The sequence below is a fragment of the Paenibacillus sp. FSL H7-0323 genome, assembly GCF_038002725.1.
Classification (GTDB): Bacteria; Bacillota; Bacilli; order Paenibacillales; family Paenibacillaceae; genus Paenibacillus_AQ; species Paenibacillus_AQ odorifer.
On sequence record NZ_JBBODB010000001.1, the window covers coordinates 5,646,515 to 5,667,892 of the forward strand.

Consider the following 21,378-nt stretch of genomic DNA (forward strand, 5'->3'; position numbering starts at 1 on the left):
CGTTCGCCCGAAAGCTTTCCGAAGGAAAGCTCGCTTCGTAAGCATACGCTTATGGTTGGATTTCTACCGCGAAGAGCGGTTCGAATCAGGAAATCCAACCATAACAGCGATCGGAAGTCCAAACATTCCTCGCAATAACTCCCCTACAACCACCCAAAAGCCGAATGCGCCCAAACGCGCTCTAAACTATTAAAAGATGAGGTGTCCAATAGTGTCGGAAGCTTATAAAAACGCCGGAGTGGATATTGCGGCTGGTAATGAAGCGGTAGAACGCATGAAAAAGCACGTAAAACGTACTTACCGTCCAGAAGTAATGACGGATCTTGGTGGGTTCGGAGCGCTGTTTGGCCTCAATAAAGATAAATATGAAGAGCCAGTGCTTGTATCGGGAACCGATGGTGTAGGCACAAAGCTCAAAATCGCGTTCGCGGCAGATCGCCATGACACGATTGGCATCGATGCTGTAGCTATGTGCGTGAACGACATTGTAGTGCAAGGCGCAGAGCCACTCTTTTTCCTCGACTATCTGGCTTGCGACAAAGTGGTGCCGGAGAAAATCGAGGCTATCGTAGCCGGAATCGCTGAAGGCTGTCACCAAGCGGGTTGTGCACTGATTGGCGGCGAAACGGCTGAGATGCCGGGTATGTATTCAGCAGGTGAATATGATATTGCTGGATTCACAGTGGGCGTAGCTGACAAAGCGAAGCTGGTAACAGGCGCTAACATCGCTGCTGGAGACACAGTGATTGGTCTGGCTTCCAGTGGTGTGCACAGCAATGGCTTCTCGCTGGTGCGTAAGCTTTTGCTTGAGCAAGAGGGTTATGGCCTGAATGACGTGCTTCCTGAGCTTGGTGCTCCGCTGGCGGATGTACTCCTTGCACCAACTAAGATTTATGTGAAGCCTTTGCTGGCACTGCTGGAGCAGCTTCCGGTAAAAGGTATGGCTCACATTACGGGTGGCGGATTCATCGAGAATATCCCACGCGTATTGCCTGATAATGTAGATGTGGAGATCAATTACGGATCGTGGCCGATTCTGCCAATCTTCGGGTTGATGCAGAACAAAGGTAACGTAAGCAACCGTGATATGTTCACTACTTTTAATATGGGAATTGGTCTTGTTCTGGTAGTTAGCGCTGCTGATGGAGAACGCGCTCTTGAACTGCTTAAAGCTAGCGGAGAAGAGGCGTATATCATTGGTAAAGTAACAGAAGGGGAACGCAAAGTAACCTTTACTGGAGCTGAAGTGTGATGCAATCAAGTCGAATCGCTGTTTTTGCTTCGGGGCAGGGCAGCAATTTTGCAGCACTGATCGAGGCACAGAAAGCAGGTTTGCTTGGAGACGGCAGGATTGAATTACTTGTCTCGGACAAGCCGGAAGCGCCTGTAGCACAACGTGCGGAGGATGCGGGAATTCCCGCCCTCCTGCTACGGCCAAAAGACTTCGCCAGCCGTGAGCTCTACGAAGCAGAGATTGTAGCAGAGCTTCAGCGAAGGGAAATCGGGCTGGTTGTGTTGGCAGGGTATATGCGCCTCATTACACCAGTGCTTTTAACGCCGTATGCGGGTCGGATTATTAACATTCACCCATCGCTGCTGCCTGCTTTTGCTGGAAAGGATGCGATCGGACAAGCGCTGGATTATGGTGTGAAGCTGACGGGAGTCACTGTGCATTTTGTCGATGGAGGTATGGATACCGGGCCAGTTATTGCTCAGCGTAGCGTAGTTGTGTTGGATAACGACACGGCAGATTCATTGGCGGAACGGATTCATAAGGTTGAGTATGAGTTGTATCCTGAAGTGGTTGGCGCTTTTGCCAGCGGGAAAGTGGAACTGAGTGGAAGAAAGACGATTATCCGCGAAAAGTAAGCCACACTGTAGCCATTCGAAGTTTTGGATCGACATTTGGTGACAGGCGGAGAGATTTCAGGGTATTTCTCGGGAAATATTGCATAAGCGGCATTATGTGTCGTGTAGTAGGTAATAGAGTCAGATTCTTTCTTATAGTAATTTCCCAAGCTTTTAGATGTCATCACATTAAATCGCACGTACAACCCGAAGGAGGACTATTCAAAGTGAGTATCAAAAGAGCGCTAGTTAGCGTATCGGATAAACAAGGTATCGTGGATTTTTGCCGCGAGTTGTCTGCATTAGGCGTAGAGATTATTTCCACAGGTGGAACAAGCATGCTTTTGGCTAAGGAAGGTGTTCCAGTCATCGGTATTTCCGATGTTACAGGATTCCCGGAAATCATGGATGGACGTGTCAAAACCTTGCACCCGGCTGTACACAGCGGATTGCTAGCGGTTCGTGACAATGAGGAACACACGCGTCAAATGAAAGAGCTTGGTCTGGACTACATTGATCTGGTAGTAGTAAATTTGTATCCGTTCGCGGAAACCATTGCTAAACCGGATGTATCGTATGAAGAAGCCATCGAGAATATCGATATCGGCGGACCGACGATGCTGCGTTCTGCGGCGAAGAACCATGCTTTTGTAAGTGTAGTGGTAGATGCTAACGACTATGCTACAGTGCTTGAAGAGGTTCGCGCAGGTGGAGATACAACGCTGGAAACACGCAAACGTCTTGCGGCAAAAGTGTTCCGTCATACGGCGGCTTACGATGCCTTAATTTCCGATTATTTGGCTAATGTTACTGGCGAACCGCTTCCTGAGCGCTACACCGTGACTTATGAGAAAATTCAGGATCTGCGCTATGGCGAGAATCCGCATCAAAAAGCGGCTTTCTATCGCAAGCCTTTGGCTGCGGGGGATACTCTTACAGCAGCTGAGCAATTGCATGGCAAAGAATTATCCTACAACAATATCAACGATGCTAACGCAGCGCTGCAAATCGTGAAAGAATTTGAAGAACCTGCTGTCGTAGCCATTAAACATATGAATCCTTGTGGTGTAGGTGTCGGTGAAAGTGTATACGAAGCTTATCAAAAAGCTTACAACGCAGACCCAACCTCTATCTTTGGCGGAATTGTAGCCGCTAACCGGATTATCGACGTGGACACTGCTACTCTGCTAAAAGAGATTTTCCTCGAAATCGTATTGGCGCCAGGCTTTACGGAAGAAGCACTGGAAATCCTTACGAAGAAAAAGAACCTGCGTTTGCTCAAAATCGGCAATCTTAGCACGGCTAGCGCGCGTAAGAGCAGCTTCGTAGTCACCTCTATTGATGGAGGAATGGTTGTACAGGAGAGCGATGTGCATTCTGTGAACCCGGATGATCTACAAGTTGTTACGGACCGTAAGCCAACCGAAGAAGAATTGAAACAGCTGTTGTTCGGCTGGAAGGTAGTTAAGCATGTGAAATCTAATGCGATTGTATTAGCGGCGGATGATATGACAGTTGGCGTAGGTGCAGGGCAAATGAACCGCGTTGGCGCGGCAAAAATTGCGATTGAACAAGCTGGCGAGAAGTCCAAAGGATCAGTCCTTGCCTCTGACGCCTTCTTCCCAATGGGAGATACACTTGAAATGGCAGCTAAAGCAGGCATTACCGCAGTTATTCAGCCAGGCGGCTCCATTAAAGACGAAGAATCGATCAAGGTCGCGAATGAGTATGGAATTGCTATGGTCTTCACAGGCGTCCGTCATTTCAAACACTAGAACGCTGGGAGGATTTTATTCTAATGGATATTTTAGTGGTTGGCGGCGGCGGCCGGGAGCATGCGATTATTTGGAGCCTGTCCCAAAGCCCCAAGGTTGGTAAAATCTATTGCGCACCCGGCAATGCCGGGATCGCGCAGCTAGCAGAATCTGTGCCTATCGGTGTGTTCGAGTTCGATCGTCTGACGGCTTTTGCCAAAGAGAAGGAAGTTGGCCTTGTCGTAATCGGACCGGATGATCCGTTAGCAGGGGGCATTGTGGATGCTTTTGAAGCACAGGCTATTCCTGTGTTTGGTCCACGTAAGAATGCAGCTGAGATCGAAGGCAGCAAAACCTTTATGAAGGATCTTTTGCACAAATATAATATTCCGACAGCAGCCTATGAAAAATTTGATGGCTATGAAGCTGCACTGGCTTACTTACGCGAGCAACCGCTGCCGATCGTAATCAAGGCAGATGGGCTTGCCGCAGGAAAAGGCGTGACCGTTGCCTATTCACGGGAAGAGGCAGAGCAGGCACTAGCTGATATTATGGTAACCAAAGTGTTTGGTGAGGCTGGCGCTCAGGTTGTCATTGAAGAGTTCCTAGCGGGTCAGGAAATGTCGATTTTGGCTTTTGTTGATGGAGAGACAGTTCGTCCGATGGCTGCCGCTCAGGATCATAAGCCCGCTTACGATGGAGATAAAGGCCCTAATACCGGTGGAATGGGTACCTATTCGCCACTGCCGCATATCGACGAGGCGATTATCCAAGAAGCGATTGAGACCATCATTAAGCCAACAGCCAAGGCTATGGTAGCTGAAGGCCGTTCTTTCAGCGGCGTTTTGTTCGCAGGGCTGATGATTTCTCCAGAAGGTAAACCAAAGACCATCGAATTTAATGCCCGGTTTGGGGATCCGGAGACACAGGTCGTGCTGCCTAGATTGAAGAGCGACTTGTTAGAAATCTTTTTGGCAGTAACCGAGGGCAGACTTGCGGATATCGACATTGAATGGAGCGACGAAGCAGCGGTGTGCGTGGTTCTCGCTTCTGGAGGATATCCAGGCTCTTATCCTAAGGGAGTGCCGATCGAAGGGCTTGAGGACAGCCAAGGAGGGCTGATCTTCCATGCCGGTACAGCACGGGGGGCAGATGGCAGCTGGGTAACGAACGGCGGACGGGTCTTAGGCGTGGTAGGCCTGGGTGCTACGATTGCCGAAGCTCGTTCAGCAGCCTATGCTAGGGCTGAAGGAATCTCTTTTTCCGGGAAACAGAATCGCAGCGACATCGCTATGAAGGCTCTGGTATAAGGATAAAGCACTGTATCTAGCAATTTTTTGCGCTTTAAGTCCTAAAAAAGGACTGACAAGTGATAGAAGAAGTGCTATAATACTACACGTACGGGGGAAAATGTGCGGATATATACAGATAAGGGCCTTTCCGATCATGGGAAGGCCCTTTTAAATCGGAGTCCTTCAGACTTTGTGCAGTAACCTTATAAAGGATGCCTCGTGCCTGAAAATGTTGATACTTATAGTGCATACTAGCGATACGCTTATGGCGAATGGCTACTCACAGATTTAAGGGGGAATTCGTTTTGAGTAAGATTGGAAGAAATGATATGTGTCCTTGCGGAAGCGGGAAAAAATATAAGAAATGCTGCCTAGGGAAAGAAACTTCTGCAGTGGAATCCATCATGCGACTGGTAACAACGGAAGAATCCGCTGCTACTGTGGCTGTGGCCGAGAAACCAGAAGCGGCAGCAATTCCTGAAGCTAAGCTTACCCTAACTACGCTCAAAAAAAAGGTGTCACGTGATCTGAAATGGGAGCATCCGGCGCATGAACAATTGGCTCTGCATCTTATTGAGACCATGAGAGACAGCTATGACCGGGAGCTAATCTGGGAAGGTCTGGTTCTATGGAATGGTTATTCCCGTCACATCAAGCCTGCTGTGAAGAAAATGGGCTCCTTCTGTGCAGCTATCGAGTTTATCTTGTCTGAGGAATATGGATTCCTTCAAACTCAAGCTGATCTAGCGATCAAACATGAGGTTACTGCACCTACCATCTCCAGAAAAGTTAAAGAGATGCTTAATTATATCGAACAGTACGGCATGGGCGGGGCAGAGGAAGAATTACTTTTGCTCAACGTTTCAGGTACTCCGAAGGATCAGGAACAGGCTTTGCTGCAAAAAGCAATGGAAACTAAAGCATCCAATCGCCGGATCCAGCTAGCAGAAGCGGCATTGGAAGTTTATTCGGACAGTCCGGACGCCTATCTCATTTTGGCTGAGGAAGCCGAGAATGAAGCAGATGCCCGTGCTTATCTGAAAGCAGGGATGGAAGCGGGTGCGCGTGAGCTTGGAGAAGCCTTTTTCACTGAGAACAAAGGACATTTCTGGGGTCTTTACGAGACACGTTCGTACATTCGAATCTGCAAAAGCTACGCTGACTCCTGCTGGTTTAGCGGAAATGCAGAAGAAGCACAAAAGACGCTGGAGCACATTCTAGAATTGAACCCAGAAGATAACACAGGGGCACGTTACCTTCTAACGGCAACGTACCTTTACACCAATAAGCTTAAGAAGACCGAGAAGGTACTGGAGAAGTTCGGCAAGGATGCAGCAGCAACAGTAGCATATGACCGTATGGTTTTAGAATATAAGAAGAACGGGATTACTTCCCAGCTCAAAATGCTTTACCGCGTGGCGAAGAATGTGAACAAGCATGTGCCAGATTATCTGTTAGGTATCAAAAGATTGCCGCATAACCTGCCTGATTTTGTAGGCGTGGGTGACGCTAACGAGGCTATCGAATATGTTATTGTACATTCACGTTTGTGGACAAGCTTACCAGACCTGGTGAAGTGGATGCTGAAGCAACAGGACTAGTAGGTTTCATAGCGTAGGGATAGCAAATATTAGTAAGAGACTATAGGGTTCCTTTAGTCTCTTTTTCTTTATCACTGATTAGGATGCTTGAAAAAATGTCCTCGGGAGAGTATGTTACAAGAAGTAGAATAACAGATAGATAGTGAGGCGAGAGGGTTATGAGAGAAGAGGAAGACCGAATCGTAGGAATGGAAGATATTGTGCGGGCTCATCACGTACTGCGTGAAGTCATAATCCGGACACCCCTACAACGTGATGCTGTGCTGTCAGCCAAGTATGATTGTGATGTGTATTTGAAGCGCGAGGATTTGCAGATTGTACGTTCTTTCAAAATCCGCGGAGCTTATAATATGATTCGTAGTTTGTCAGCAGAAGATAGAGCAAAAGGGATTGTCTGTGCGAGTGCGGGCAACCATGCACAAGGCGTAGCCTATTCCTGTAAAGCGCTTGGAATTAAAGGCAAGGTCTATATGCCAAGCACTACGCCTAACCAGAAGGTTAAGCAGGTTCGGCGGTTCGGCGGTGAGTTTGTTGAGGTCATTCTGAAGGGCGATACCTTTGATGACGCTTATGATGAAGCACTGCAAGCTTGTATAGATCATGGGATGACGTTGATCCATCCCTTTGATGAGCCACGAATCATTGCGGGCAACGGCACCATTGCAATGGAAGTGATGGAGAGTCTGGACAACCCTGCAGACTTTATGTTCGTAACCATTGGTGGAGGCGGCCTGGCAGCGGGCATAGCCACCTATGTGAAGACAGTTAGTCCTTCTACCAAGTTGATTGGTGTGGAGCCACTCGGAGCAGCTTCTATGACGGAAGCGATCAAGCTGGGAGAAGTGGTGACTCTAAAGGAAATTAACAAGTTCGTGGACGGAGCGGCTGTAAAACGTGTTGGCGGATTGACGTACGATATTTGTTCCCGTCATCTGGATGACATCGTGATGGTGCCTGAAGGTAAAGCTTGTACCACGATTCTGGAACTATATAACGAGAATGCCATAGTGGTTGAGCCAGCAGGTTCGCTGCCTATCGCAGCGCTTGATCAATATCGTGATCAAATCCGCGGCAAAACAGTTGTCTGTATCATAAGCGGCGGCAACAACGATATTGACCGGATGCAGGAGATCAAAGAGCGTTCATTGATTTACGAAGGCTTAAAACACTATTTCATGGTGAACTTCCCGCAACGTGCAGGTGCGCTGCGTGAGTTCTTGGGCGAAATCCTTGGACCTCACGATGATATTACCCGTTTCGAGTATATCAAGAAGCATGATAAAGAAAATGGTCCCGCGCTTGTGGGCATTGAATTATTGTCAACGGATGCCTACGAACCTCTCATCGAACGGATGCAGCAGAAGGGCGTCGATTATGTAGAGATCAATAAGGATTCTAATCTCTTTAACATCCTTATTTAATTCTCGCATCCACTTCATATCACGTTAATGAACATAAATAAGCCCGTCCCTATTCATTTCAGGGACGGGCTTTTGTGATTTCTTTATTAGAGAGGTAACGAAGTCTTACGATATTGCTCGACCTCATCGGTCAATTTATAGCTATTGTCTTTCATTAATTTCATGAAGCTATCCAGCTTTTGTAGAAATGGGCTGTTGTCATTATTTTTGGTCAGAATACTGGAGTAAGCCTTTTGCGCCTCCAAATCCATTTCCAGATTGTCATAATGGAAGAGAGGAGTGTTATTCTGGCCGTAAAACGTATTATTCACATACATAGTATACAAGGCTTTTACAGCAGAAATTCGGTTTGATTTCGGATGATTTTGAATGAATTGCTCTTGAGATAAAGCTCTGGCTGCTACCTCAGTCCAGGCGATAACTAGCCCATTGTCCTTGGAAGAGGGCAGGTCCGATTCGGTGGCCATAATGGTAATATAAGCGCTGATATCATTGGTGACGTATAGCTTGTACTTGCGGTAAGCCCTATAATCGATCACCGGGAAAAAAGTACCCTCTGCTGTCTCCAGCTTATATCCGCTTTCGCTGGCACTTTTCAGCAGTGTACGTAGCTGGAGATCATCAGTAATAGCGGCAAGAGAAGACATGCTGGCGCCTGCTTTATAAATGGCGGTGAGCTTCCGCTGGACAGCATTGGTACTGAATTTACTTTCCCAGGCTTGCAGCGCAGCTTTATGCAGATTCTCAAGCTTCAGCGTCAGCATTGTTGCACGATACGAACCTACCGCATACATATTGGAGTTCAAATATTTTATGGCTTCGGGTAACTTGTCAGAGGTAGATAACAGCGGTAACGCAGCTTTATAGACAGCCTCTGCATGATTATTGCTAGCTGCTTGGGTTATTGCCTTAGCGCCTTCCCCAGGAGGGCTGGTAGCACCTTCGGCGTGAATAGCACTGGGCACTATGCCTAGCCCAAAGGCTATAGCTAGAACGGAGTAGAGAATATAATGCTTCTTAATCATGGAAGTTTCCCCCTATCTATCGGATGGAATAAAGTATTTCAGCCTAGATCTTTATTTTTTGAAAAATATAAACTTCAGTCCCAACCCCCCAATGATGCACAGAATTAAGCTTACCCACGGGGATATTGTAATGACCGGAAATAACCGATCGAGGAACATACCGATAAATACAGCAGCTACTGCGATGCCAATATAGATGCCAAGGCTTTTTATATCAAAAGGTTTGGCACTGGGGGCATCGCTTTCCGACAAGGAAGACATCCATTTCATAATGAGTTCAATTAAGATAATGGAGCCTACTCCCACAGCGAGCAGGGTGAAAAGGCTGATCTGTCCGAACATTCCAGGTGAATCGTCAGTCCATTGGAAGAAGAGTCCACCGATTGCCAATATCCCAAAAAGACAGGTCAGAGCTGCGCAGGGAATCATCAAGTAATAGTTCCATTTACTGCGCACCGGGCGCCCGGGAACACTGTCTATGATTTCTTTAAAATAATCGTGCGGATTCTCGCCGAATACCTGCTTGGCATTTTTCCCTTTACGTTGTTCCTTCAACAGCAGCTTGGCCGCATCCAGCAAAAGTTCTTCTCCGCGCAGGGGTTCAATTCGACTGGCCCGCACCGCAAGAATCATATCTTCTAAATAGGAGCGATTGAAGGGCGTCAACTGCTCACGCAGGGCGTTATTTTCCTTAATCATATCTTTCACTTTCATAATTTGGATGTAAACCTCCAGTGTTGTTAATCGGTATAGTCTTTAACCTAGAGTATACGTTTGCATGACAGGTCTACGCAAGGACAACCATTTCTATGGCGATATGCATAATCCTTTTAGAAGAGTGAACACTGATAATGTTGTTGCTTGATCAATATAGCATTGGGAAAGGTTGGGAGCTTTATGGAACATGATAATAAGAAAGAACAGGGAAGATCCATGGGCAACGGTTTCGAGCCTACGCCCAATAATTCAATGGGGGATTGGGGCGGCTCCGATGGATTCAGCATGTGGGATTCCGCAGAAGATGCTCCCGAGGGCTTGCTTAAGGATTGGGAAGGCAGCCATGAAACCCATGAGATGTTTAACGACAGCTACGATTGATTAACAACCCTGGTCATTCATCTCGAAAAAACAACAGAGCAGCGATCCTCCGATACTGGGATCGCTGCTCTGTTGTTTTTTGGTGGGGTTCTGAAACCCCGGAACCCAAACCCAAACCCAAACCCAAACCCAAACCCAAACCCAAACCCAAACCCAAACCCAAACCTCAAGCACCCCCAGACCCCCGGTTGTCGTAGCATCCATCTTTCGGACTCAGATGACGTTATTAGCCAAATTATCGCCTTTTCAGTACAGTTTCGGACCCCAGTGACGCTATTGCTCGAAAAGTAGCTCTTATTTGCTGTTTTACAGGGTGATAGCGACTATGGGGTCCGATAGAATTCAAAAAGTGTGCTAAATCTGCGAATAGGGTCTTCTGAGTCCGCTGGAGCTACTGAGTCCGCTGGAGCTACTGAGTCCGAAGGAGCTACTGAGTCCGCTGGAGCTACTGAGTCCGCTGGAGCTACTGAGTCCGAAGGAGCTACTGAGTCCGAAGGAGCTACTGAGTCCGATGAAGCTACTGAGTCCGAAGGAGCTACTGAGTCCGATGTAGTTTCTGAGTCCGAAGTAGCCGCTGAGTCCGATGAAGCTACTGAACTAGAGGGAGCTGCTGAATCCCGGATTGGCGGTTTCAATCCACTCGACGTGGGAGCCCTAGAGTCATGTTCATATCTTACGGGACACCCTGATTGTCGCGCAGACTCTAATTCCCAAATACTCCGTGCGTTTATTAAGAATTGTCCCCTTGCTGTTGACAATATGAACGAAATCTTTATAATTAGATTATAATTCATACTAAATTAATCGGAATTCTAATAAATTAAAATAAATTAAATTATAAATATAAATATAATTATAGGAGGATGCGGCAATGGAACGGAATATTGTAATCCGGCATAACGGAGAAGAATTGACGGCGAGCATACATTACCCGATTAAAGAGAAGGGAACCTCTTCGCGTTGCAAGGATAGACTGCCATTAGCCGTGATCTGCCACGGATTTGTGGGGAATCGGATTGGCGTAGACCGGATTTTTGTGAAGGCGGCTCGTGAGCTGGCACAAGAGGGATATATGGTTATTCGTTTTGATTATGTGGGCTGCGGCGAGAGCAGCGGGAATTATGGCGGCGAAGACATGGAATCGATGATCACTCAGACTAGAGCGGTGCTTGATTACGGAATTAGCTCTGCTGATGTGGACCCACAGCGCGTGACGCTGATTGGCCATAGCCTCGGTGGCGCGGTGGCGCTGCTGACAAGTATTCGCGATCGCCGCGTGAAGAATCTCGTGTTATGGGCCTCTGTTGGTTATCCTTTCAATGATATTGTGAAAATTGTAGGGCGGGAGGCGTATGATCGTGCTGTGAAGAATGGATCAGCCGATTATGTGGGCTACTCGTTTACGCCGGTATATTTTAATTCTTTGGCGGCTTTTCAGCCCTTCCAAGAAGCGAGCAAATTTAGCGGCGATGTACTCGTCATTCATGGCACCTCTGATGATGTCATTCCGGTGGATTACGCTTTTCTTTACCAGAAGCTGTTCTGGACACGTCCCGAAGGACGTTGCGATAAAGAGATCATTTTTCAAGGGGATCACACCTTTTCTTCTGGACCGGCGCAGCAGCAGCTGCTTAAGCGGACTATAGAATGGATGAACGAACAAGAGCATCTGCAGACAGAGTGGCAGAATTGGATGATTTAGGAGAAGGTTTTTATTCGCATTAACTTGCAATAAGCGGTAAAATAAAGATGCACACCATATACTGGGTTATGGAGGTTGGCATCCTATGAAATTACCGTCATTTTTTATTGCGCACGGTTCTCCGCTCCTCGCACTGGAGGATAACGAGTATACCCGTTTTCTGGAGCGGCTTGGTCAAGAACTTGAAGCGCCACGCGGTATAGTAGTTTTCTCAGCGCATTGGGATAGCCCTGAACAGCTACTTACCGTTGATGAACTGCACGAGACACAGCATGACTTCTACGGATTCCCTGAAGAAGTTTACACGCTGACCTATCCGGCCCCGGGCGATCCGGCCCTAACAAGACGGATTTCTGAGCTCTTCAAGGATAACAATCTATCACATCAGCCCGTTCTGGGGCGAGGACTCGATCATGGAGTCTGGGTGATACTGAAAAAAATGTTCCCGAACGCCGACATTCCGGTAGTTGCTTTATCCGTCGATTCCCTGCGCTCTCCCAAGGAGCAGTACAATATCGGGCGGATGTTAGCACCGCTTCGTGACGAAGGCATACTGCTGATTGGAAGCGGTGGACTTGTTCACAACTTGCGGATGCTAAGTGAAAGTGAGCAGCCTGAGGATTGGGCACTTGAATTCGATGCCTGGATTGCCAAGGGACTAGAAGCCTGGGATTTGCCTTCACTTTTTGCGTATGAGAAAAAAGCTCCACATGTACGCGATGCGGTTCCTTCTTATGGAAGAGAGCATTTTGCACCTCTCTTTTACGCGATGGGAACAGCGGATGGCAGCAGGAAGGCAGAGCGGATTTTTCAGGCTTATCAGTATGGGACATTAAGTCTTAATTGCTGGAAGCTAGACTAACTGAATGAATAAGAGACCCGCAGGGTGCAGCCCCAATGGCTGTACCCTTTTTTTAATATAAGAATTTATCTATTCCATGCTATAAAATTTCCTTATGCTCGCTATGAAAAAAGGGAGAAGGTGATCAAGACAAATGGGACTGACTGTGATTAAATGGAAGGAATCAGTGAGTTTCATAAAACGTTTAGGAGGAACTACAAGCTTATGAAAGTAAATTGCTCTTCTTCCCGTCTGTTATCTGCCATTGTATTGACCACCCTATTGCTCTCCGCTTGCGGAACACAGAGTGCAAATAATGAGATCACCCCGACACAGCAGCCTACCGCAGAGCCCACGCCTATCGAAACGATTCAACCCTCACCTACTATTGATCCCGCTGCTGAGCTCGTATCCGGATTAACAGGTCTTCCAGTTTCTGAAGACAGTCTTCCACGTCCCTTGGCCGTAATGATAAATAATGCTCCTGCCGCCCGGCCGCAATCGGGGGTTAGTGAAGCAGATATTTTGTATGAGATTCTTGCCGAAGGTGGCATCACACGTTTGATTGGTATTTTTCAGAGCCATACAGGTGTGGTGAAAATCGGACCGATTCGCAGCATCCGCCCCTATCTGCTGGATATTGGCGAGAGCTACGGTGGTGTGACGGTGCATGCCGGAGGGAGTCCGGCGGCTTATGCCATTTTGCAAAAAGAGAAAAAAGAAGATATGGACGAGATCGGCCGTGCCGGAGCTTATTTTTGGCGGGATAAAGCGCGAAAAGCACCACATAACCTGTACAGCAACGCAGCCAAACTGCGGGAAGGTGCCGAGAAGCTTGGGTTTGCGCAAAGTGTGAAGGTGCCCGGGTATCTTTTTAACAATCCAGATTACATACCGGCGGACGGAGAGAAAGCCGCTGAATTTAGCATAAACTATCTGCTCAAAAGTTATAAAGTTGACTATAAATATGATCCTAAACGTCAGACCTATCAGCGTTATGTGAATGACAAACCTCATTTGGATCTAAATAACGATAATCCGGTGGAAGCGGCCAATGTGATGGTTATAGGAGCCGATCACAAAGTGCTTGATGATGTCGGAAGACTTCAGATTGATGTGGAGCTTGGCGGGGAAGCGTTGCTTTTTCAGCGGGGACAGGTCACCAAAGGCAGATGGTCGCGTGAACCAGAGGATGTGATCCGCTTTGTGAGGGATGGAAAAGAAGAGCTGATGTATCAAGGAATTACCCATATTTTGGTGGTCCCTAATGCGCCTTCATTTAGCAGTCATGTGGTATATGGCGGGGCGGATGGTACAACATAAGAAAGTCGGAATATCCAGTGTTATACAGATTTGTGTTCGGAATAATGGGTATGTGTTAATAGAGTGTAAAAAAGTTCATTTCTATAGCTTCTATACCTTGTACGGATATGATAAGATAACAAGGGTTGTCATTCATTTTCATGCTTTTTACATATGAATGGCTCTGTATTCACGGTAATTTTATGTAAAGGGGTTTAAAACAATGAAGTTGAGAAAAAAGGACATATTCTTTGAGACGCTGGAAAATATGGCCGATACTATTGTCCAAGCTGCAGATTATTTTGCTCAGAATATCACTGATCTCCGGAATAATGTCGATAATTTCGCTGCAGAGATGAAAAAGTACGAATCCCAATGTGATACTTACACGCACACCGTCATCAAAGAATTGAACAAGACGTTTATTACGCCGCTTGAACGTGACGACATTATGGACTTGATCACAAGCATGGATGATGTCATCGATGGTCTGGAGGCATCCGCCTCACGTTTCTATATGTACAACCTTCTTGACCCGGATGAATACATTGTACAATTCGCCGAAATCCTTCGTCAGTGTGCTTATGAAATCCAAAAAGCGGTTCATTTGCTCTCCCAGAAGAAATTGTTGGCGATCCGTGAATATACAATCCGTCTGAATGACCTTGAGAATCAAGGGGACGAAGTGCTGCGTATTTGTACTAAGGTCCTGTTCGAAACTGTAAAAGACCCGATTGAGCTGATTAAACGCAAGGAACTGTATGAGCGGCTCGAGACCACTACAGACAAATGTGAAGATGTAGCCAACATGTTGGAATCGATCATCATGCGCAACTCATAAGGGGTACTAGAATATGGAAACATCTATATGGATTCTTGGAATTGTTATATTTCTCGCGCTTGCGTTTGACTTTATCAATGGATTCCATGATACGGCCAACGCAATTGCTACCTCTGTCTCAACACGTGCCTTAAAACCGCGAACAGCAATTATTATGGCAGCACTGATGAACTTTGTTGGGGCCTTGATGTTTACAGGTGTGGCCAAAAAAATCGGCGGAAGTATCACCGACCCGACCTTGCTTGAAAATGGGTTGGATATCATAATAGCCACGCTGATTGCTTCGATTATTTGGAATTTGATTACTTGGTGGCTCGGAATTCCATCCTCATCGTCTCATGCACTGATCGGCGCTTTAGCGGGTGCAGTATACGTGGGGGCAGGCTCAGCACACATCAATTGGGGCGGGTTTGTGGAAATTGTCGAAGGACTGATTTTCTCCCCAATCATTGCGTTTGTTATTGGTTATATTATCATGACCATCCTGAAATGGATCTTTGCTAAGCGTAGTCCACATACGGTCAACAAGGGCTTCCGCTCTATGCAGGTCCTTACGGCAGCGTTACAGTCGTTCACACATGGTACGAATGATGCGCAAAAAGCGATGGGGATCATTACTTTTGCACTCGTTACCTCAGGACGTCAAGAAACTATGGATGTTATCCCTTTGTGGGTTAAGATAGCTGCAGCTACGGCTATGGCGCTCGGTACCTCCATCGGTGGTTGGAAGATTATTAAGACTATGGGTACGAAGATTTTCAAAATCGAACCTATTAACGGTTTCGCGGCTGATATTTCCGCGGCATCTGTTATTTTCTCAGCAACGCTGCTGCATTTGCCAGTAAGCTCAACGCATGCGATCACATCAGCGATCCTTGGGGTAGGCTCTGCCAAACGTTTCTCTGCAGTGAAATGGGGAGTAGCCGGACGTATTGTGGTCACTTGGTTCATCACGATTCCAATCAGTGCGGTATTAGCAGGTCTGATTTTCAAAATCATTTTTTAAACACCCTTTAATAAAGATGTCAGTTAGCCATTGGGCTGCGGACATCTTTTTTTGTTGTTTGGACATGAGGATGGGTGAAGAATGTACGGTATAAATCCCGTAGAAATGACGAAGTTTAGCGCTGGAGGGGGAATGTACGGTATAAATCCCGTAGAAATGACGAAGTTTGGCGCTGGAGGGGGAATGTACGGTACAAATCCCGTAGAAGTGACGAAGTTTGGCGTTGGAGGGGGAATGTACGGTATAAATCCCGTAGAAATGACGAAGTCTGGCGTTGGAGGGGGAATGTACGGTATAAATCCCGTAGAAATGACGAAGTCTGGCTATGGATGGGGATTGTGCGGTATAAATCACGCTGAATTTACGAAATTCGGGGTGGTGACAAAAAGAAGAGCATAATTGCCCTAGAATTAGGGACACTTCGTCGAAGAAGCAGAAATAAGGGCATAAATGCCTTAGAATGACGGAACCTGACTTGTATGAGGTTGGACCAGCCCCGCGTAACACATTTCAAGGGAACCCAGCGCGCCTAAATCCAGTTCATCGTAAAGTAACCTAGATCCAACAAACTCAACGCAGCCCAATTTACCTAATTTCAGCAGAATCCAGCGCACCGAAGTCCAGCCCTGCACAAAGTAACCTAGCCCCAATTAACTCAACGCAGCCCAATTTACCTCATTTCAGCAGAATCGAGCACATCGAAGTCCAGCCCTGCACAAAGTAACCTAACACAAATTAACTCAACAGCCTAACGTAATACATTTCAACGGAATCCAGTGCACCTTAACCCAACCCAACCCAACCCAACCCAACCCAACCCAACCCAACCCAACCCAACCCAACCCAACCCAACCCAACCCAACCCAACCCTTACCTTTCTCCCTGCTTTTCTGCCGTCGAAGAATATCGCCTTATTTCCATTATCCCGCCCGCACTCAACTTGAACTTTACAGTCAAGAATTGCATCCCTATCCCACGGTCACTACCAGCCCAAAGTAAAACATATGTTACTTACGGTAATGAACGAGAGGCGTTGAACTCAAACTTTTGCGAAATCAAGGTCAGTCTGCTTACGATCGAAGGGTTGTTTACCATCCCTAATGAGCACTTTTTCACCAACTAATTAGTAAAAATAGCGATAGTAATTCACGGCTATGAATTCATCTCACTCATAAACCCGATACCGACAGCGGAGAATAAGGATAGCTCGCCCCCCGCACAACCAACCTTACACAAATGAATCGAGCATTAACGAACGACGAAGCACCAAATGTATCTTAGTCTAGCTTGAGGGGTGCTGCTGGCTATGTTTTTTGCTTTTTGGAAGAGTTGTCTTCTTGCTGTACAATAGAGGCGTGGAAGAAGATGAAGCGGAGGAACATTTATGATACGTACACTTGTTGTCACACATAAAGGTGAGGTGCTGACAGAGATCCCTCTGCAAAATATCCGGCTGGAGGATTATGCTTGGATATGGGCAGATTTTGCTACGCCTACGCCAGAAGAAACGCTTTTGCTGGATCAATATTTTCATTTTCACCCCTTAGCGATAGAGGACTGTATGCATGTGTTGCAGCGGCCGAAGCTGGATCATTATGAGAATGTGCAGTTTTTTGTGCTGCATGCGCTGAATGAGCGGACGTTGGATGCTGAGGAGGTTGACCTATTTTTAAGCGCGAACTTTCTTGTCTCCTATCACCATCAGGAAAAAGCAGAGATGAATGAAGCGTGGGAACAGGTGAAGAGCGAAATACATAGTCGAAAAGGCTGGTCGGGTGGGCCGATGGCAGCTGCATATACGGTGATGGACAAGCTGGTGGATAAATATTTTCCATGTCTCTACAGTTTAGAGGACGAGCTTGCGGATCTGGAGAGCAGCGGCAGCAGTGAGTCGGTGGAGGAATTGATGAGCCAGGTGTTTGGCGTGCGCGGAAGACTCCTCAAAATGCGGCGGACGATTGTGCCGATGCGCGACTTGATGTACCGGATCGTGAATTCACAGCATGTCCAGAGCAATGGCGAGGAACGGATTTATTTTGGCGATATTTATGACCATCTGCTAAAACTCTCCGATATGATTGAGGCTGATCGGGAAATGACAGCGGATTTGCGTGACAGCTACATTTCACTCAATTCCAACCGGATGAATTCGATTATGAAAACACTAACGGTAATCACCACCGTATTCATGCCGCTGACGCTTATCGCCGGGATCTACGGGATGAACTTTGTGAAGATGCCTGAACTAGAGTGGAAGTATGGTTATTTTGGTGTGTTGCTGTTTATGCTGGTAGTTGGTTTTGGGATGTTCCGATGGTTTCGACGGAGTGGCTGGTTTAAGTAAAAATAGAGCAGAAGCGCTAACAGCAAATCTCTTTTCTGCGAGAATTGCTGTTTTTCTGATACATAGCTAGAAAACGTCACCGCTATTTGCGGCGACGTTTTCCGGTGGAAGAAGTAGAGCGCCGGCGAGTAGTTGTAGTAGATTTGCGACGGGGTGAGGTGGAGCGCTTTTTTTTGCGGCGATTAGGACTGTACAGGGCGGCATCCTCTTCGGCGGCTAGTGCGCCTGCTGCGCCTTTGTTTTTACCGAAGCTACCCATGAACAGCTTAACCATTGGAGCCATCTGCTGGAAGCCGGACATCACCTTTTGTACTTTACCCATAGAGTTTACGATCCCGTCAATGCCGCCCATACGATCGATGATGCCTTTGATTTGCTCCATATTCCCACCAATTCCGCCACCGCCGCCTAAGCCGCTGAGCAGTCCGGCAAGCCCGCCGCTTGCCTTTGTTGCAGCTTCAGCTGCAGGGAGCGCTAGCGCAGTTTCGGTGGCAGCTTCTGCTCCTAAAGCAGGAAGGATTCCGGTCTCACCTGGGAGAGCTGAGGGCGCATATGAACTGAGGCCGGGGTAGGCAGAGGCATTATACGAATCGCTCAGTGAACGCTGATTCCGGCGGGAATGATTATAGTAATGATCAGGCATAATATCACATTCCTTTGTTAGTGGTCTGCTATACTGTATGTCATGGGCGAACATACGGTATAGACGAATGCCCGGGTAATAGGGATAGGAGCGGAAAAGGGCGTATGCCTATAAACAGGTTAAAGTAGTGAAGAAACCGTGTACGAGCTTGATTTTCGGCGCTTTTGTAGTACTATAGTGTAGGCGATAATTCTTATGTAGAGAAAAATACTTGTATTGGGGTACATAAATGGTGTGCGCGTGGGGTGGACGTTTGTCCATCATTTTCGTTCTTTACAGCGTGAAATCGTTAATGCTTGAAAAATGCGCTCCAGTGCAATATAGTAAAGGCAGGATAGTGACATTAGGTTGATGTTTCCGGAGCTAGTTTTGTACGGAGCTTAATCAGAGAAACTAATGCTGATAGAACTTTTAGGGGATGAAAAATTGATGCAACTTAAGAAGTTAAATGATAAAAGTATAGACCAATTATTTGAAGCCATTTTAACATTAAAGAATATGGAAGAATGTTATGTTTTCTTTGATGATTTGTGCACCGTGAACGAGATTCAATCGCTGTCGCAACGACTGGAAGTAGCACGTATGCTCGGCAAAGGTTCGACCTACAATCAGATCGAAGCAGAGACAGGAGCAAGTACAGCTACTATTTCCCGTGTAAAACGTTGCCTGAACTACGGAAATGATGGTTATAAATTAACGCTGGAACGTTTGGGACGCTAATTTATGGTACCGGGCGTACTTATTATCAGTCACGGCTCCCGCGACGAGGTTTGGGTGTCGATTGTGGAAGAGGCCGTAAGCGAATTATCGCTAGATGAAGAGATGCCAGTGGTGGTCTCTTTTTTAGAGCTGGTAGAGGGCCGTCTGATTCAAGATGGAATAAATGAACTGGAACATGCAGGGGTCACAGATATAATTGTGATCCCATTGTTCGTTTCCTCGGGAAGCACACATGTCGATGAAATAGAATATGCACTTGGGGCTAAACCTGAGCCTGAACGTGAGACCGACTTAGAGCCGTTCCACGTGAAGGCTAAGGTTCACTATGGTTATCCTGTCGACGATGACCCGGACATCGCTGTGATGATCTGGGACAAGCTCCGTAAGCTGTCTACGGAACCTGAACGTGAGACGATTCTGCTAGTGGGTCACGGCAGCATTTATGATGGCTTCCGCCAGCGTTGGCAGCAGGGCATCTCTTCACTGGCAGGACGTGTACGTGAGGTGAGCGGCGTAGCGGCGGCCGATTATGGTCTGCTGAATCCGGACAGTGTAAGAAGCAAAGTGGAGTATTGGCAGGAGCAGGGTCACGAGGTATTGGTGGCGCCGCTTTTTTTGAGTGAAGGTTATTTCACTAAACATGTGGTTCCGAACAGACTTAAAGGGTTAACTTATAAGTATTCTGGCCAGACGCTTTTGCCGCACCCGCTTCTTCCGCATTGGATTGAGAGACAGGTAGAGACACTCCTCGGACAGATTCGAAAAAAGAGTTAAAAAGCTTCCTTTTTAGCCCACTTAATCATGAAAAATAGTGCCCATTTCCGTGGATAATACGGGATTTGCTGCATAGACATATATATAGTTGTTTTTGCCTAATAAGGGGTCGTGAATTGTTGTATAATGGAATATTTACGATAAATGTCCTCTGACATTGATTGTAGTGGTCCGAATTAGGTATAATCAATTAGGTTATTCTATTATAAAAAAACAGGTGGCGTTCCGGTAATGAAAACTGCGAGATTGATTTATAATCCCACTTCTGGACGGGAAGAAATGAAGAAGCGGCTCGCCGACATTTTGGACCGGCTGGATACGGGTGGCATTGAAGCCTCCTGCCATGCAACGACCGGAGAAGGCGATGCTATGTTAGCTGCTGCGGATGCAGTAGAGCGCGGTTATGATCTAATCATAGCAGCCGGTGGGGATGGCACTTTAAATGAGGTTATCAATGGTATGGCGGAGAAACCTAATCTCCCCCCGCTTGGCGTATTGCCACTTGGGACTACCAATGATTTTGCACGTGCGATGGGGATCCCGAAGAATTGGGAAGATTCCGTTGATTTGATCCTTCGTCAAGAGTCGCGTCCGATTGATATCGGTAAAGCCAATGATCGTTATTTCATTAATATAGCAGGCGGTGGCAGTCTAACCGAACTGACCTATGAAGTTCCAAGTAAGCTGAAGACCATGATAGGGCAGCTTGCGTACTATTTAAAAGGTATTGAAAAAATGGTCAGCCTATCTCCTCAGGAACTAATCATTCGTGCCAATGGGCAGGAGGTTATTCATGATGAGTTCATGCTGTTCCTGATTGCAAATACGAATTCTGTTGGCGGCTTTGAAAAGCTTGCTCCCGGCGCTCGAATCGATGACGGTCTGTTAGATGTTATTGCGGTTAAAAAATGCAACCTGGCAGAGTTTGTCCGTTTGGTTAGATTGGCCCTTCGTGGCGAGCATTTGCAGGATAAAAAGGTTGTGTATTTCCGTACGGATGCAATGGATGTAATCTCTCCAGGGCATGTCCAATTGAACTTGGATGGAGAACTTGGCGGAGAGCTGCCGGGTCGTTTTCGGATTTTGCCGCAGCATCTGCGGATTTTTGCTCAGAATAATTAGGGTTGTTTGAAAGTAAGAGTGGGATTATACAGCGATGATAATGA

21 protein-coding genes are annotated in these 21,378 nt (G+C 46.9%); 18 read left to right on the top strand and 3 right to left on the bottom strand.

All coding sequences use genetic code 11. From position 1 onward, the window contains the following. Positions 1-211 precede the first annotated feature (211 nt). From purM to ilvA, 6 genes are all read left to right on the top strand, one after another. Entirely contained in the window at positions 212-1,252 is a 1,041-nt protein-coding gene (gene purM, locus MHH89_RS25375) for a phosphoribosylformylglycinamidine cyclo-ligase (RefSeq protein WP_076128465.1), read from the top strand. After that, positions 1,252-1,869: a phosphoribosylglycinamide formyltransferase gene (purN, locus tag MHH89_RS25380; RefSeq protein WP_076128467.1), complete on the top strand. Its 618-nt coding sequence runs from the start codon at positions 1,252-1,254 to the stop codon at positions 1,867-1,869. The genes purM and purN overlap by 1 nt, the downstream gene beginning before the upstream one ends. Positions 1,870-2,075: 206 nt before the next feature. Further along, a complete protein-coding gene (gene purH, locus MHH89_RS25385; protein ID WP_341088417.1) occupies positions 2,076-3,623 on the top strand; it encodes a bifunctional phosphoribosylaminoimidazolecarboxamide formyltransferase/IMP cyclohydrolase in 1,548 nt (515 codons plus the stop codon). 23 nt (positions 3,624-3,646) lie between these two features. After that, positions 3,647-4,912, top strand: coding sequence for a phosphoribosylamine--glycine ligase (gene purD, locus MHH89_RS25390; RefSeq protein ID WP_076128471.1), 1,266 nt, complete (start codon positions 3,647-3,649; stop codon positions 4,910-4,912). 287 nt (positions 4,913-5,199) lie between these two features. Beyond that, positions 5,200-6,495: an SEC-C metal-binding domain-containing protein gene (locus MHH89_RS25395; RefSeq protein ID WP_341088419.1), complete on the top strand. Its 1,296-nt coding sequence runs from the start codon at positions 5,200-5,202 to the stop codon at positions 6,493-6,495. Between the two features lie 158 nt (positions 6,496-6,653). Further along, positions 6,654-7,916 carry a threonine ammonia-lyase IlvA gene (gene ilvA / locus MHH89_RS25400; protein ID WP_076104158.1) on the top strand — a complete coding sequence of 421 codons (1,263 nt, stop codon included), beginning with the start codon at positions 6,654-6,656 and terminating at the stop codon, positions 7,914-7,916. An 86-nt stretch (positions 7,917-8,002) separates the two neighbouring features. Here ilvA and MHH89_RS25405 read toward each other — a convergent pair whose 3' ends face one another. Continuing rightward, positions 8,003-8,941 carry a hypothetical protein gene (locus tag MHH89_RS25405; protein WP_341088421.1) on the bottom strand — a complete coding sequence of 313 codons (939 nt, stop codon included), beginning with the start codon at positions 8,939-8,941 and terminating at the stop codon, positions 8,003-8,005. Between the two features lie 51 nt (positions 8,942-8,992). Then, a complete protein-coding gene (locus tag MHH89_RS25410) occupies positions 8,993-9,655 on the bottom strand; it encodes a DUF1129 family protein (protein ID WP_076187230.1) in 663 nt (220 codons plus the stop codon). A gap of 183 nt (positions 9,656-9,838) precedes the next feature. Between MHH89_RS25410 and MHH89_RS25415 the strand changes: the two genes are divergently transcribed. From MHH89_RS25415 to corA, 9 genes are all read left to right on the top strand, one after another. Then, complete coding sequence (locus tag MHH89_RS25415; protein ID WP_341088423.1) at positions 9,839-10,039, top strand: hypothetical protein; 201 nt, start codon at positions 9,839-9,841, stop codon at positions 10,037-10,039. Between the two features lie 351 nt (positions 10,040-10,390). Next, positions 10,391-10,828, top strand: a complete 438-nt coding sequence (locus MHH89_RS25420) for a hypothetical protein (RefSeq protein WP_341088425.1) — start codon at positions 10,391-10,393, stop codon at positions 10,826-10,828. Positions 10,829-10,910: 82 nt separating this feature from the next. Next, entirely contained in the window at positions 10,911-11,741 is an 831-nt protein-coding gene (locus tag MHH89_RS25425) for an alpha/beta hydrolase family protein (RefSeq protein WP_341088428.1), read from the top strand. A gap of 85 nt (positions 11,742-11,826) precedes the next feature. Next, positions 11,827-12,603, top strand: coding sequence for a DODA-type extradiol aromatic ring-opening family dioxygenase (locus MHH89_RS25430; RefSeq protein WP_038568677.1), 777 nt, complete (start codon positions 11,827-11,829; stop codon positions 12,601-12,603). Positions 12,604-12,807: 204 nt separating this feature from the next. Then, positions 12,808-13,905, top strand: coding sequence for a DUF3048 domain-containing protein (locus tag MHH89_RS25435; protein ID WP_076305709.1), 1,098 nt, complete (start codon positions 12,808-12,810; stop codon positions 13,903-13,905). A gap of 202 nt (positions 13,906-14,107) precedes the next feature. After that, on the top strand, positions 14,108-14,725 hold the full coding sequence (locus MHH89_RS25440; protein WP_036686871.1) for a DUF47 domain-containing protein: 618 nt from the start codon (positions 14,108-14,110) through the stop codon (positions 14,723-14,725). A gap of 13 nt (positions 14,726-14,738) precedes the next feature. Beyond that, positions 14,739-15,731, top strand: coding sequence for an inorganic phosphate transporter (locus MHH89_RS25445; RefSeq protein ID WP_036686873.1), 993 nt, complete (start codon positions 14,739-14,741; stop codon positions 15,729-15,731). A gap of 81 nt (positions 15,732-15,812) precedes the next feature. After that, on the top strand, positions 15,813-16,130 hold the full coding sequence (locus MHH89_RS25450) for a hypothetical protein (protein ID WP_341088430.1): 318 nt from the start codon (positions 15,813-15,815) through the stop codon (positions 16,128-16,130). Between the two features lie 985 nt (positions 16,131-17,115). Continuing rightward, positions 17,116-18,075, top strand: coding sequence for a magnesium/cobalt transporter CorA (corA, locus tag MHH89_RS25455; RefSeq protein WP_076136897.1), 960 nt, complete (start codon positions 17,116-17,118; stop codon positions 18,073-18,075). An 82-nt stretch (positions 18,076-18,157) separates the two neighbouring features. Here corA and MHH89_RS25460 read toward each other — a convergent pair whose 3' ends face one another. After that, positions 18,158-18,718, bottom strand: a complete 561-nt coding sequence (locus tag MHH89_RS25460; protein WP_038568686.1) for a hypothetical protein — start codon at positions 18,716-18,718, stop codon at positions 18,158-18,160. A gap of 429 nt (positions 18,719-19,147) precedes the next feature. Here MHH89_RS25460 and MHH89_RS25465 point away from each other — a divergent pair, with 429 nt between their 5' ends. From MHH89_RS25465 to MHH89_RS25475, 3 genes are all read left to right on the top strand, one after another. Then, complete coding sequence (locus MHH89_RS25465; protein ID WP_019913624.1) at positions 19,148-19,438, top strand: YerC/YecD family TrpR-related protein; 291 nt, start codon at positions 19,148-19,150, stop codon at positions 19,436-19,438. Positions 19,439-19,441: 3 nt separating this feature from the next. Then, positions 19,442-20,212 carry a sirohydrochlorin chelatase gene (locus tag MHH89_RS25470; RefSeq protein WP_341088431.1) on the top strand — a complete coding sequence of 257 codons (771 nt, stop codon included), beginning with the start codon at positions 19,442-19,444 and terminating at the stop codon, positions 20,210-20,212. Positions 20,213-20,443: 231 nt separating this feature from the next. After that, positions 20,444-21,334, top strand: a complete 891-nt coding sequence (locus tag MHH89_RS25475; RefSeq protein WP_036680719.1) for a diacylglycerol kinase — start codon at positions 20,444-20,446, stop codon at positions 21,332-21,334. Positions 21,335-21,378 lie beyond the last annotated feature (44 nt).